Source organism: Micromonospora foliorum (assembly GCF_022229015.1).
Classification (GTDB): Bacteria; Actinomycetota; Actinomycetes; order Mycobacteriales; family Micromonosporaceae; genus Micromonospora; species Micromonospora foliorum.
Genome location: NZ_JAKKFF010000275.1, coordinates 1 through 13,225 on the forward strand (window position 1 = coordinate 1; position 13,225 = coordinate 13,225).

Here is a 13,225-nt window from a genome sequence, read left to right on the forward strand (position 1 = left end):
GCCGACGCCGCGGCCCGGGCGCCGATCGCCGCCGCCGGCTACGGTCCCGCGTTCCTGCACCGCACCGGCCACGGCATCGGTCTGGACGGGCACGAGGAGCCGTACCTGGTGGCCGGCAACGACCGGCCCCTCGAGGCCGGCATGGCGTTCTCCATCGAACCGGGCATCTACCTGGCGGGCCGGCACGGCGCCCGCATCGAGGACATCGTCGTCTGCACAACGGACGGCGTGCAACGGCTCAACACCACCCCCACGGAGCTCATCGCGCTATGACTGTCGACCGGATCCTCCCCACCGACGAGGCCCACGACCTGCTGGGTCTCGCCACCGAGCTCGCCGACCGCGAGCTCGCGCCGAAGGCCGCGGCCTTCGAGGAACGCGCCGAGTTCCCCCGCGAGGTGCTGCGGACGCTGGGCCGGGCCGGCCTGCTCGGCCTGCCCTACCCCGAGGAGTACGGCGGCGCGGCGCAGCCGTACGAGGTGTACCTGCAGGTGTTGGAGATCCTGGCCAGCCGGTGGCTCGCGGTGGCCGAGGCGGTCAGCGTGCACACGCTGTCCTGCTACCCCGTGGCGGCGTTCGGCAGCGACGAGCAGCGCAAGCTGCTGCCGGACATGCTCGGTGGCGAGTTGCTGGGCGCGTACTGCCTCTCCGAACCGCAGGGTGGCTCGGACGCGGCGGCGCTGACCACCCGGGCGGACCGGGACGGCGACGCGTACCTGGTCTCCGGCACCAAGGCGTGGATCACCCACGCCCGGACGGCCGACTTCTACAACGTCTTCTGCCGCACCGGAGGGCCCGGCCCGAAGGGCATCTCCTGCCTGCTCGCCGACGCGGGCACGGCCGGCATCACCCCGCAGGCGGCCGAGCGGACGATGGGGCTGCGCGCCTCCCCGGTGGCGCAGATCGCCTTCGACGAGGCGCGGGTGCCGGCCGACCGGTTGATCGGCGGTGAGGGGATGGGCTTCACCATCGCGATGTCCGCGCTGGACTCCGGCCGGCTGGGCATCGCGGCGTGCGCGGTCGGGCTGGCCCAGGCCGCCCTGGACTACGCGGTCTCCTACGCCCGGGAACGGCAGCAGTTCGGGCGCTCCATCATCGACTTCCAGGGGCTGGGGTTCCTGCTCGCCGACGCGGCCACCCAGATCTCCGCCGCCCGCGCGCTGACCCTGGCGGCGGCCCGGCTGCGCGACGCCGGCCGCCCGTACGCGATCGAGGCGGCCAAGGCGAAGCTCTTCGCCACCGACATGGCGATGCGGGTGACCACCGACGCGGTGCAGGTGCTCGGCGGCGCGGGTTACGTGGCCGACCACCCGGTGGAGCGGTACATGCGCGAGGCGAAGGTGTTGCAGATCGTGGAGGGCACCAACCAGATCCAGCGGATGGTGATCTCCCGGGCGCTGGCCAAGGACTGACGACGGCGCGTGGTGGTGCGGCTGCGGTGCGTGCGCCGCGGCCCACCGCGGCCCGCCACCCGGGCGCATCGTCGCCGTGGGACGGTTTTCCCGGTAGGTTGCACGCCGTGGAGGAGATCGACCGCGCAATCGTCGCCGCGCTGACCGCCGACGGCCGTCTGTCGTACACCGACCTGGCCGAGAGGGTGGGGCTGTCGGTGTCCGCCGTGCACCAGCGGGTCCGCCGGCTGGAGCAGCGCGGGGTGGTCAAGGGGTACGCCGCCCGGGTGTCGTTCGAGGCGCTGGACCTGCCGCTGACCGCGTTCGTGGCGATCCGGCCGTTCGACCCGTCGCAGCCGGACGACGCCCCGGAGCGGCTGGCCCACCTGCCGGAGATCGACTCCTGTTATTCGGTGGCGGGGGAGGACTTCTACCTGCTGCTGGTGCGGGTGGCCAGCCCCACCGACCTGGAGCGGGTGCTCCAGGAGATCCGCACCTCGGCGAACGTCACGACCCGCACGACAGTGGTGTTGTCCACGCCGTACGAGAACCGGCCACCGAAGATCAGCGCTGCGGTACCGAGTCGGTCGCGGTCCCGGGCGCCGGAGGAGCCGGCTGGTTCCACCGCAGGATGACCTGCCGGCCGTGTTCGTGACCGAGCGCGCTGACCGTGGCGGTTTCGAGGCGTAGCCGCCCACCGGCGGACGGGGGCAGGCCGATCCAGCGGGCACCGAGCACCCGCAGGCTGTGCGCGTGCCCCACCAGCGCGACGGTGCCCCGGTCGAGCAGCGGGGTGACGCGGGCCAGCACCCGGTCGACCCGTTCGCCCACCTGCGCGGGGGACTCCCCGCCGGGGCAGCCGTCGGTCCAGATGTTCCAGTGCGGATCGTCGTCGTGGATGTCGACGGTGGTGCGGCCCTCGTACTCGCCGTAGTTCCACTCGCTGAGGTCCTCGTCGACACCGTCGACGGTGAGCCCGGCCAGCTGCGCGGTGCGCAGCGCCCGGGAGCGGGGGCTGGCCAGCACGGTGACGAAGCGCCGGCCGGCCAGGAACGCGGCCAGGGTGCGGGCCTGTCGCTCGCCGTCGGGGGTCAGCTCCAGGTCGGTGTACGAGGTGTGCCGCAGGCTGGCGCTCCAGGTGGTCTCGCCGTGCCGGATCAGCAGGAGCTCTCCCATGCGGTCAGTTAACCATCGTGCGGCGGGGCGGTCAGGCGACCCTCCCACAACCTATCTTCCTAGGATGCGTTAGCGGGTGTGCCGACCGGCACCACCGGTTTCGGCACCCGAGGACCGGGCAAGCGAGGCCCGAGATCCGCCAGACCGAGGAGGCGCGATGAGCTTCACCGAGAAGGCACGCAACAAGGTCGAGCAGATGGCCGGCGCCGCGAGGGAGCGCGTCGGCGACATGACCGACAACGAGCCGATGCGTGGCGAGGGCGCCAGCCAGCAGAGCAACGCGCGCGCCAAGCAGGCCGGTGAGAAGGTCAAGGACGCCGGTCGCAACGTGAAGGACTCGTTCACGAAGTGACCTGAGCGGTCCCCGGGTCCCCGGCGCACCGGCGCCCGGGGACCCGTCATGCCGCCCCTGCCCCTGCCCCTGCCCCTGCCCACTGCGCCGCGATCTTGCACTTATTGTGCCGACATAAGGGATGTTCAACCGATGTCGACAACAGAAAGTGCAAGATCGACGTGGGCTTGAGCGCGCAGGACAGTGAGGCGCTTTCGCTTCTGCGATGATCTGCGGCGTGATCCGACCCCGGCTTCGCCCACTGTGGTGTGGCGTACTGGTTGCGGCGGCCGTTGTCGGCAGTGTCGCGTGCACGGCGTCCCGGGTGCCACCGCCGCAGGGGCCGGTCTTCGTCGGCTCGTCCGCCTCTGCGGCCGCGCCGACCGCCGGCGCGTCGCAGGCGGTTCCGACACCAACGGTTCCCGCCACCCCACAGAATGCCCCGACGCCGACGGTTGCGGCTGTTCCGGGGGCGACGCGGGTGGGGAGCAGGGCGCCGGTGGTGGATCACGGCCCGCGCACCGGCGCCAAGGTCGCGCTGACCTTCGACGCGGACATGACCGACGGGATGTTGGCCAGCCTGCGGGCCGGTCGCGTGAGGTCGTACGCGAACCTGCGCATCCTCGACCTGCTGGAGCGGGAGCAGGTGCCGGCGACGTTCTTCCTGACTGGCAAGTGGGTCAAGCGGTATCCGGACGTGACCCGGCGGATCGCCAGCAATCCGCGCTTCGAGTTGGCCAACCACACCTACGGGCACGCGGCGTTCACCGCCGACTGTTACGACCTGCCCCGGTTGCCGGTCGAGGAGTTGGCCGGCGATGTGGCGAAGACGTTCGAGGTGATCGCGCCGTACGGGGGTCGGCAGACCCGGTACTTCCGGTTTCCGGGGTTGTGTCACGACGCGGCGGCGTTGGACGCGTTGGCGCCGCTGGGTGTGACTGTCGTCGACGGGGACGTGGTCAGCGGCGACCCGTTCGCGACGGCGTGGAAGCCGTTGGTGCGGGCGGTGTTGGACCACGTTCGCCCCGGCTCGGTGGTGATCATGCACGTGACCGAGGCGAACGCGGCGATGACCGATGAGGCGTTGCCGCACATCCTGGTGGGGTTGCGGGAGCGGGGGCTGGTGCCGGCGCCGTTGTCCGAGGTGCTGGCCGAGGGCTGAGGCTCAGCTTTCCTGCACGTCGTCGACGGTCAGGACGATTTTTCCGCGGCGGGATCCGTGCTCGGCGCTCTGGTGGGCGTCGGCCGCCTTCTCTAGGGGGAAGGTCGCTTCGATGGGCACCATGAAACGGCCCTCGGTGAACAGTTCGGCTGCGGCGGGCAGGCCGTGGCGACCGTCGGGTTCGCCGGCCAGTTGCCCCATGGACAGGCGAACGCCGTGGCTGGGCGCGGTGAAGTCGGCCAGGGTGAGCACCGCTGTCGGGTCGCCGGTGAGGTGGAGCAGCTCGGTCAGGGACCCGGCGCCGGCAACGTCGAGGGCGCGGTCGATCCGGGTCACGCCTAGGGCGTCGAGGCGGGTGGTGAGGTCGGGGCCGTAGGTGACCGGCGTCGTCCCGAGCTGGCGGAGGAAGTCGTGGTTGTCGGCGCGGGCGGTGCCGATGACGTGGACGCCGCGGGCGGTGGCGAGTTGGACGGCGGTGCTGCCGACGCCACCGGCGGCGCCGTCGACGAGGAGCGTCATGCCGGGCCGTAGGTCCAGTAGGTCGAGGGCACGGGTGGCGGTCTCGATGCTGGTGCCCGCCGCGCCCGCCTGGGCCCACGGCATGGCGGTGGGTTTGTGCGTCCAGAGCTGTAGTACCGCGAATTGTGCGCTCGCGCCGCCGAGTCTGGCCAGCTCGACGATGCCGAAGACATGGTCGCCGAGGGTGACCCCGTCGACGTCGTCGCCGATCTCGTCGACGATGCCGGCCGCGTCGACGCCGGGGATGTGTGGCAGCGGCAGTTGGGCGCTCATCGGGGTGCGGCCGGAGCGGAGGCCGATGTCGACGGGGGAGACGCCGGCGGCCTGGACGCGGATGCGGATCTGGCCGGCCCGGGGCTGTGGTGCGTCGGTGCTGCCGAGGTGGAGTACCTCGGGACCGCCGAACCGGTCGTACTGCACGGCGAACATCAGGGGCTCCTCTGCCTGGGGTGACGTGGTGGTGGTCGTACCGTAGGCCTGGAAACGGAGCAGGCGTTCCGCTGTGGGGTCAAGTGAGAGGGGGCCGGTCGGAGATGTCTCAGATACAGCGTGCCGATGCCCGGTCCAACCGTGATCGGGTGGTAGCGGCGGCACGGGAGGCGTTCGCGTCGGCGGGGCTCGAGGTGCCCATGCGGGAGGTGGCGCGACGGGCGGGGGTGGGTGTGGCGACCCTGTACCGGCATTTTCCGACGCGTACGGAGTTGGTGGCGACGGTCCTGGCCGAGCGTGTGGACGATTGCACGGTGCAGGTGCGCCGCGCGCTCGACGACCCGGACCCGTGGCGGGCGCTGTCCGGCGTGGTGCGCGAGTTCGCCGAGCGGCAGATCCATGACCGGGCGCTCAACGAGGCGTTGTTGGGGCCGGGTGAGGTGAGTGCGGCGTTTCAGCGGGAGCGGCGGGAGCACGCGCAGGCGTTGAACGTGCTGGTGGTGCGGGCCCGGGCGGCGGGGGTGCTGCGCGACGGCGTCGACGCGGACGACGTCCGGGCCGGCCTGTTGGCCATCGCGTCGCTTCGGCGGTTGCCGGCAGCGACGAGCGCCCGGGTGATCGGTAGGGTCGCCGATCTAGTGCTCGCCGGTATCCGCGCCTGACCGGTGCGGGCTGTCACGGTTGTGGTCGCACCGGACATGGACTGGACGTGAGCTCAGGGACAGAGCATGGCGAGGACCGCTTCCGGCGGGTCTACGCCGAGGCATTTGAGTCGTTGTTGGCGTACGCGTTGCGTCGTGTCGCGCATCCGGAGGACGCGGCTGACGTCGTAGCGGAGACCTTTCTGGTGGCGTGGCGTCGCCGGCAGGACAATTCCGGTCGGCGGGGAGGCTCGGCTGTGGTTGTACGGGGTGGCCCGGCGGGTGGCGAAGGTGCTCACCGACGTGCCGCTGCCGCCCGGGTTCGACGTCGCGGCGCTCAAGGACATCGGCGTGAGTGACTCGTACCAGTTCGGTGTGGGTGTGACGTCCCGGGTCGGCTGTGGGTGGATCGCGGAGTGGCAGCGGGCGCGGGCGACTGGGGACGAGGCCGGGGTGCGGCGGGCCACCGAGGCGTTGCGCGGCAGCCACGGGTGGCGGGTGTTTGGGAGTACGCCGACGAGGTCGCGGCCGGGACGGTGCGGGCCGAGTACGTGCAGGCGCTCGGCTGCCGGTGACGGGGGACGGCGAAGCCCCCGGGTGAGGAATCCCGGGGGCTTCGTCGTGGGTGGGTCAGTCGTCGCGGTGGTCGTTCCACCACTGCTGGCCGTCGGCGGGCAGGGTGTCGATCGGGTCGTAGTAGGCGTAGCGCTTGTTGAGCGCCTCCAGGTCGGCGGATTCGATGGAGGTGCGGTAGTTCTTGGTCCAGTAGGAGATGCCGCGCTCACGGTCGTAGTCGGTGAGCATGTGCACCCAGCGCTTGCCGACGAAGGGGACGTCGCAGACGATGCGGGGGGTGGCGTAGCCGGGGAGGTAGCCCATGATGTCGTGTTGGAGTTGTTGGGCGTGCCAGACCGGGACCCGCCAGTGTTCGGCGTTGGGGATCATGTCGCACATGTAGAAGTAGTAGGGCAGGATCCCGGCTTCGCCCTGTAGGGCGAAGCAGAGGTCGAGCAGTTCCGGGGTGGTGGCGTTGACGCCGCGCATGAGCACGCCCTGGTTGCGGACGTCGCGGACGCCGACGTCGAGGGCGGTCTGGGCGGCCTTGGCGACCAGTGGGGTGAGCGACTGGGCGTGGTTGACGTGGGTGTGGATGGCGAGGTTGACGCCGCGGCGGGCGGCGGTGCGGGCGACGCGTTCCAGGCCCTCGACGACGTCGGGTTGCAGCCAGTGTTGGGGCAGGCCCATGAGGGCCTTGGTGGCGAGTCGGATGTCGCGGACCGTCTCCAGTTCGAGCAGGCGCATGAGGTACGACTCGAGGTTGCGCCAGGGGACGTTGGCCACGTCGCCGCCGGAGACGACCACGTCGCGGACGCCGGCGTGGGCCTTGAGGTAGGCGATGTGGGCGTCGTAGCGGTCGACGGGCTTGAGGGTGAGCTTGAGTTTGTCGACGGCGGGGGTGGAGTTGCCGACGAGGTCCATTCGGGTGCAGTGCCCGCAGTACTGGGGGCAGGTGGAGAGCAGTTCGGCGAGGACCTTGGTGGGGTAGCGGTGGGTGAGCCCTTCGGCGACCCACATGTCGTGCTCGTGGAGGCTGTCGCGGCTGGCGTAGGGGTGTGAGGGCCAGTCGGTGCGTCGGTCGGAGGCGACCGGGATCATGTAGCGGCGGATGGGGTCGGCGAGCAGCGCCTCGGTGGTGAGGGTCGCGAACGGCACCATCGTGTTGATCATTTGTGGTGGCACCAGCATGGACATGGTGGCCAGGGCCTTCTGGTCGGCCTCGAGGTCGGCGTAGAAGGTGTCGTCGATCAGGTCACCGAAGACGGCGCGGAGCTGCTTGATGTTCTTGACGCAGTTGACGCGCTGCCACTGGGCGGATTCCCACTGGTCGCGGGTGACGTGGCGCCAGCCGGGGAAGCGGGTCCAGTCGGGTTCGACCAGGGGGCGGCGGTGGTACTCGTAGGGCTGCCCGGCGGTCGGTGTGGCGACCGGGGCGTGACGGGGTTGAGGGATGGTCTCAACCGGTTGGGTCTGGGTCACGGCCCCTCCTCGGTGTTGCGGCTGATCTTCGGAGCCCGAAGGCTACTGGAAAATATCCGGCAAAGAAATTAGTCTGCCGTAAGTTTTCCCGTTACGCGAGCCTTGACCGGGGCTTCGGACGGCTGGGCAGGGGGAGGTTGGCGTGACGTCACCGGTGGGACTGCACCGCGTCGTGCAACCGGCGGGGGTGCTGCCGCAGGCGGCCTGGCGCCTGGACGCGTCGGCGGCGATCGCGCCGAACGAGGTGCGGATCCGGGTGCAGCGGCTCAACCTGGACGCGGCCAGCTTCCGGCAGTTGTCGGAGAAGCACGGCGGCAACGGTGACGCGGTCCGCGCCGAGGTGCTGGAGATCATCGCGGCCCGGGGGAAGATGCAGAACCCGGTGACCGGGTCGGGTGGGATGTTGATCGGCACGGTCGAGGAGGCCGGTCGGCGGTCCCCGCTGGGGCTCAGGGCGGGGCAGCGGGTCGCCACCCTGGTGTCGTTGACGCTGACGCCGCTGGTGATCACCGATGGGTTGGTCCGCTGGGACGGGCGCAGCGAGCAGGTGCCCTGTGACGGGTGGGCGATCCTGTTCGCGCGGTCCATCGCCGCGGTGCTGCCCGACGACGAGGACCCGCAGTTGTCCCTCGCCGTGCTGGACGTGTGCGGGGCGCCCGCGCTGACCGCCCGGGTGGTGTCGCGTTACGTCGAGGAGCGCCAGCGCAGCGGTGATCCGACGCCGGTGCGGGTCGCGGTGATCGGCGGGGCCGGTAAGAGCGGGTCGCTGTCTCTGGCGGCGGCGCGACGTGCGGGCGCCGCGCGTACCGTCGGGGTCGTGCCGGTGGCGGCGGAGCGCGACGCGCTGACGGCCGCCGGCCTGGCGTCGGTGGTGGCGTTGGCCGACGCGCGTGACCCGGTGGGGTTGTCCACGGCGGTGACCACGGCGCTGGGTGCGCCGGCGGACGTGACGGTGGTCTGCGTGGACGTGCCGGGGTGTGAGCACGGGGCGGTGCTGGCCACCGCGGACGGCGGCACAGTGATCTTCTTCTCGATGGCGACGAGCTTCTCCGCGGCCGCGTTGGGCGCGGAGGGGTTGGCGGCGGACGTGACGATGCTGGTGGGCAACGGGTACGTGCCGGGGCACGCGGAGTTGGCGTTGGGGCTGCTGCGGGCCGAGCCGGGGGTGCGTCAGCTGTTCGCGGCGCGGGTCGCGGCAGACTGAGGCCATGACGAACCCCTCGACGTTGTACCGCGGCGGCGTGCTGCACTGCCCCGCCGACCCGAGCGCCACCGCGCTGCTGGTGTCCGGTGGGCGGATCGCCTGGTTGGGGACCGACGGTGACGCGCCGCCGGCCGACCGGGTGGTGGACCTGGGTGGGGCGTTGGTGACGCCGGCGTTCGTCGACGCGCACGTGCACGCCACCGACACCGGGTTGGCGTTGTCCGGGCTGGAGTTGTCCGGGGTGCGCTCGGCGGGGCAGCTGCTCGACGCGGTGGCCGGGTTCGCGGCGGACCTGCCGGCGGACGCGGTGGTGCTGGGTCACGGTTGGGACGAGTCGGGCTGGTCGGATCCGACGTTGCCGGACGCGGCGGCGCTGGACCGGGCGGCCGGTGGTCGGCGGGTGTACCTGTCGCAGGCGTCGATCCACTCGGCGTTGGTGTCGTCGGCGTTGCTGGCGGCGTGCCCGCAGGCGGCGCAGGCGGCCGGGTACGACGCGTCGGGCTGGTTGCGGCGCGACGCGCACCACGTGGTGCGGGCGGCCGCGCAGGGGTCGGTGAGTCGGGCGCAGCGGGTCGCGGCGCAGCGGGTGGCCCTGGAGCACGCGGCGTCGTTGGGGATCGCGGCGGTGCACGAGTGCGGTGGTCCGGAGATCTCCGACGAGGAGGACTTCACCGGTCTGCTGGGCATCTCCGGCGCGGGGTTGCCAGAGGTGTACGGGTACTGGGGTGAGTTGGGTGGCGCGGCGCGGGCCCGGGAGTTGGGTGCGGTCGGCGCCGGTGGGGACCTGTTCGCCGACGGGGCGTTGGGGTCGCGCACGGCGCACGTGTCGCAGCCGTACGGCGACGGTGACGGCTGCGGGCACGGGTACCTGTCGGCCGAGCAGGTGCGTGATCACCTGCTGGACTGCGCGGCGCACGGCATGCAGGGCGGGTTCCACGCCATCGGTGACGCGGCGATCGGCACCGTCCTGGACGGGTTCGCGGCGGCGGCGCGGACGGTGGGGGTGGAGCGGTTGCGGGCGGCCCGGCACCGCATCGAGCACGCGGAGATCATGAACAAGGGGTTGATCGCGCGGTTCGTGGAGTACGGGGTGGTGGCGAGCATGCAGCCGGCGTTCGACCGGTTGTGGGGTGGCGCGGGCCGGATGTACGAGGCGCGGTTGGGGTTGGACCGGTCGTTGGAGTCGAACCCGATGGGTGCGATGCACTCGGTGGGGGTGGCGTTGGCGTTCGGGTCGGATTCGCCGGTGACGCCGCTGGACCCGTGGGGGTCGGTGCGGGCGGCGGTGGCGCACCACAACCCGGCGCAGCGGATGGGTGTGCGCTCGGCGTTCGCGGCGCACACCCGTGGTGGGTGGCGGGCGGTGCACCTGGACGTCGAGGGGGTCCTCGCCCTGGGTGCGCCGGCGACGTTCGCGGTGTGGTCGACGCCGGCGGGGGTGGAGCGGGGTCTGCCGGTGTTGCTGGCCGAGGACCCGGAGCAGCGGGGTCCGGACGACCCGACGCCGCTGCCGGTGTGCCGGCGACTGGTGCTGCGCGGTGAGGTCATCTATGAGGAAGGGTCGCCGTGAGTGAGCGAAGCGAGCGAACCATCAGGCACAGGAACGAGTGGATGGTTGATGGGCAAGCTTGATCTTGATCCGGTGTTGGTGGCGCGGGCGCGGGAGTTGGCGCGTCGGGCCGGGCAGCCGGTGGTGGACCTGGCGCGTAGCCACACCACGGTGTCGGTGGAGCGGGCGGTGCTGCGGTTGGCCGGGGTGACCGGCGCCGACCCGGACGGCATTCCGTGGGTGAACCGGCTCGTCGACGCGGTCGCCGCGGACGTGGGGTTGGGGCACGGGGTGGCGGTGCCGGTGTTCGACGCCCTGGTCCGGGAGGGCAGCACCGACGTGACGTTGCTGGCGCAGAAGGCCGCCGCCGGGTCGGTGCGGTTCACCCAGCCCACCGGGCGGGCGGCGACCGCCGCCCGGTCGGCGGCGCGTAAGGCGGTCGGGGCGGGCATCCGCCGCATCGACCGGCGGCGCGCCGAGCGGGACCGTCTGGTGAAGCGCCACGGTGACCCGGCGCAGCGGCCGTGGATCTACCTGATCGTCGCCACCGGGGACATCTACGAGGACATCCCGCAGGCGCAGGCGGCGGCGCGGGCCGGCGCGGACGTGATCGCGGTGATCCGTTCCACCGGGCAGTCGTTGCTGGACTACGTGCCCGAGGGCGCGACCCGGGAGGGGTTCGCCGGCACGTACGCCACGCAGGAGAACTTCCGGCTGATGCGCGCGGCGTTGGACGAGTCGTCGAAGGAGGTGGGCCGCTACGTGCGGTTGACCAACTACGCGTCCGGGCTGTGCATGCCGGAGATGGCGACCCTCGCGGGGTTGGAACGCCTCGACATGATGTTGAACGACTCGATGTACGGGATCCTGTTCCGCGACATCAACCCGGTGCGCACGTTCGTCGACCAGCGGTTCTCCCGGCAGGTGCACGCCCGCGCCGGGATCATCATCAACACCGGTGAGGACAACTACCTGACCACCGCGGACGCGGTCGACGAGGCGCACACGGTGACGGTGTCGCAGCTGCTCAACGAGTTCTTCGCGCACGAGGCGGGGTTGGCGGACTGGCAGTTGGGGTTGGGGCACGCGTTCGAGATCAACCCGGAGGTGCCGGAGTCGTTCCGGTTGGAGTTGGCGCACGCGTTGCTGGCCCGGGAGTTGTTTCCCGACGCGCCGTTGAAGTGGATGCCGCCGACGAAGCACATGACCGGTGACGTGTTCCGGGGCAACCTGCTCGACGGGTTCTTCAACCTGGCCGGGGCGCTGACCGGTCAGGGCATCCTGCTGGTGGGGATGATGACCGAGGCGGTGGTGACGCCGTGGTTGTCCGACCGGGACATCGCGTTGCAGAACGTGCGCTACGTGCTGGGCGCGGCCGGTGGGCTGCACGAGGACTTCGTGCCCGCGCCGGGCGGGTTCATCCGCCGCCGCGCCAACCAGGTCCTCGGTGAGGCGCTGGACCTGCTGGAGCGCATCGGGGAGCAGACGCTGCTCACGGCGATCGCCGAGGGCACCTTCGGGATCATGAAGCGGCCCGCGGACCGCGGTAAGGGACTGTCCGGGGTCGCCGCGCACGAGGCCGACTACTGCAACCCGGCCACCGACATCCTGGAGGCGGCGGCGTGAGCGGGGAGAAGCAGATCGTGCGCCCGTACGGGGACACCACCGGTGACGGGATGGTGCAGGTGTCGTTCACCCTGCCGGTGACCCACGACAAGCGCGCCGAGGGCGCGGCGGTGCAGTTGGCCAACAAGATGGGCATCGACCCGGCGATGGTGGTGCACGCCACACCGATGGGCGACGGGTTCACGTTCTTCGTCGTCTACGGGCGGGTCAACCATCTGGTCGACCTGAGCGCCGTGCAGGTGGTGGAACGGGACTTCGCGCTGCTGTCGGCGAAGGACGTCAACACGGTCATCAAGCAGCGGTTGCGGCGCAAGCTGTCCGTGGTCGGGGCGTGCATCGGCACCGACGCGCACACCGTGGGCATCGACGCGATCCTCAACGTCAAGGGCATCGCGGGGGAGAAGGGCCTGGAGTACTACCGGGAGTTGAAGGTCACCAACATGGGCGCGCAGGTCAGCGTGCCGGAGCTGGTGGAGACCGCCCGGGCGGAGAAGGCCGACGCGGTGCTCGTGTCGCAGGTGGTCACCCAACGCGACGCGCACCTGCACAACACCCGGGAGATGTCCGCGGCGTTCCGGGAGGCGATGCCGGCGGGGCGGCGGCCGCTGTTGATCGTCGGTGGTCCCCGCTTCGACGAGACGATGACCGACGAGTTGGGCGTGGACCGGATCTTCGGTCGGGGCACCACGCCCGGCGAGGTGGCCAGCTACCTGGTGCACGCCCTGATCACGCAACGGAAGGCGATGGCATGACCGACGCACGGCTCGGGTTGACGGTGACGCACCGGCGGTATGTGCCGTACGCGCACGCCCACTACGCCGGCAACCTCGTCGACGGGGCGTACGCGCTCGGGTTGTTCGGCGACGTCGCCACGGAGGTGTGCATCCGCACCGACGGCGACGAGGGCCTGTTCGCCGGGTACGCCGACGTGCGGTTCCACGCGCCCGTGCACGCCGGGGACGTGGTGGAGGTGACCGCGCGGGTGTCGCGGGTGGGCACCCGTAGCCGCACCCTGGAGCTGAGCTGCGCGGTGGTGTGCCGGGGCCGCCCGGACCGTTCCGCGTCCGCCGCCGAGGTCCTCGACCCGCCGATCGTGGCGGTCACCGCGACCGGCACCGTGGTCGTTCCCGCCGCCAGCGTGAGTCGCGAGGAGTGAGCCG

At 71.6% G+C, this 13,225-nt stretch carries 15 protein-coding genes; 11 read left to right on the forward strand and 4 right to left on the reverse strand.

Annotated features, from left to right (window positions below):
* The 3 genes from PSH25_RS20315 to PSH25_RS20325 all read left to right on the forward strand — a co-directional run.
* Positions 1 to 273 (forward strand): M24 family metallopeptidase (locus PSH25_RS20315; RefSeq protein ID WP_238660599.1); only part of this gene is annotated, 273 nt, incomplete at its 5' end.
* Positions 270 to 1,412, forward strand: coding sequence for an acyl-CoA dehydrogenase family protein (locus PSH25_RS20320; protein ID WP_238660601.1), 1,143 nt, complete (start codon positions 270 to 272; stop codon positions 1,410 to 1,412). The genes PSH25_RS20315 and PSH25_RS20320, both read left to right, overlap by 4 nt.
* A gap of 107 nt (positions 1,413 to 1,519) precedes the next feature.
* Positions 1,520 to 2,026, forward strand: a complete 507-nt coding sequence (locus tag PSH25_RS20325; RefSeq protein WP_238660602.1) for an Lrp/AsnC family transcriptional regulator — start codon at positions 1,520 to 1,522, stop codon at positions 2,024 to 2,026.
* Here the strand turns inward: PSH25_RS20325 and PSH25_RS20330 are convergent.
* The gene (locus PSH25_RS20330; protein ID WP_238660603.1) at positions 1,956 to 2,567 is read right to left on the reverse strand and encodes a histidine phosphatase family protein; all 612 of its coding nucleotides are present in this window, start codon (positions 2,565 to 2,567) and stop codon (positions 1,956 to 1,958) included. The genes PSH25_RS20325 and PSH25_RS20330 overlap by 71 nt on opposite strands.
* A gap of 157 nt (positions 2,568 to 2,724) precedes the next feature.
* Between PSH25_RS20330 and PSH25_RS20335 the strand changes: the two genes are divergently transcribed.
* Entirely contained in the window at positions 2,725 to 2,919 is a 195-nt protein-coding gene (locus tag PSH25_RS20335) for a CsbD family protein (protein ID WP_238660605.1), read from the forward strand.
* 478 nt (positions 2,920 to 3,397) lie between these two features.
* Positions 3,398 to 4,060: a polysaccharide deacetylase family protein gene (locus tag PSH25_RS20340; protein WP_238660606.1), complete on the forward strand. Its 663-nt coding sequence runs from the start codon at positions 3,398 to 3,400 to the stop codon at positions 4,058 to 4,060.
* A gap of 3 nt (positions 4,061 to 4,063) precedes the next feature.
* Here PSH25_RS20340 and PSH25_RS20345 read toward each other — a convergent pair whose 3' ends face one another.
* A complete protein-coding gene (locus PSH25_RS20345) occupies positions 4,064 to 5,008 on the reverse strand; it encodes an NADP-dependent oxidoreductase (RefSeq protein ID WP_238660608.1) in 945 nt (314 codons plus the stop codon).
* A 149-nt stretch (positions 5,009 to 5,157) separates the two neighbouring features.
* Here PSH25_RS20345 and PSH25_RS20350 point away from each other — a divergent pair, with 149 nt between their 5' ends.
* Positions 5,158 to 5,670: a TetR/AcrR family transcriptional regulator gene (locus PSH25_RS20350; RefSeq protein ID WP_238660609.1), complete on the forward strand. Its 513-nt coding sequence runs from the start codon at positions 5,158 to 5,160 to the stop codon at positions 5,668 to 5,670.
* Between the two features lie 53 nt (positions 5,671 to 5,723).
* On the opposite strand, the gene PSH25_RS34030 is transcribed toward PSH25_RS20350, so the two are convergent.
* Positions 5,724 to 5,996 (reverse strand): hypothetical protein, encoded by a 273-nt coding sequence (locus PSH25_RS34030; protein WP_308193703.1) that lies wholly within the window; start codon positions 5,994 to 5,996, stop codon positions 5,724 to 5,726.
* A gap of 283 nt (positions 5,997 to 6,279) precedes the next feature.
* Complete coding sequence (locus PSH25_RS20360; RefSeq protein WP_238660611.1) at positions 6,280 to 7,686, reverse strand: KamA family radical SAM protein; 1,407 nt, start codon at positions 7,684 to 7,686, stop codon at positions 6,280 to 6,282.
* A 142-nt stretch (positions 7,687 to 7,828) separates the two neighbouring features.
* Between PSH25_RS20360 and kdd the strand changes: the two genes are divergently transcribed.
* The 5 genes from kdd to kal are packed head-to-tail and all read left to right on the forward strand — an operon-like array spanning position 7,829 to position 13,221.
* The gene (gene kdd, locus PSH25_RS20365) at positions 7,829 to 8,890 is read left to right on the forward strand and encodes an L-erythro-3,5-diaminohexanoate dehydrogenase (RefSeq protein ID WP_502361355.1); all 1,062 of its coding nucleotides are present in this window, start codon (positions 7,829 to 7,831) and stop codon (positions 8,888 to 8,890) included.
* A 4-nt stretch (positions 8,891 to 8,894) separates the two neighbouring features.
* Positions 8,895 to 10,460 carry an amidohydrolase gene (locus PSH25_RS20370; protein ID WP_238660612.1) on the forward strand — a complete coding sequence of 522 codons (1,566 nt, stop codon included), beginning with the start codon at positions 8,895 to 8,897 and terminating at the stop codon, positions 10,458 to 10,460.
* Between the two features lie 45 nt (positions 10,461 to 10,505).
* Positions 10,506 to 12,065, forward strand: coding sequence for a lysine 5,6-aminomutase subunit alpha (kamD, locus tag PSH25_RS20375; RefSeq protein WP_238660613.1), 1,560 nt, complete (start codon positions 10,506 to 10,508; stop codon positions 12,063 to 12,065).
* A complete protein-coding gene (kamE, locus tag PSH25_RS20380) occupies positions 12,062 to 12,817 on the forward strand; it encodes a lysine 5,6-aminomutase subunit beta (RefSeq protein WP_308193705.1) in 756 nt (251 codons plus the stop codon). The genes kamD and kamE overlap by 4 nt, the downstream gene beginning before the upstream one ends.
* A complete protein-coding gene (gene kal, locus PSH25_RS20385; protein ID WP_238660614.1) occupies positions 12,814 to 13,221 on the forward strand; it encodes a 3-aminobutyryl-CoA ammonia lyase in 408 nt (135 codons plus the stop codon). Before kamE ends, kal begins: the two co-directional genes overlap by 4 nt.
* The last annotated feature ends 4 nt before the right edge of the window (positions 13,222 to 13,225 follow it).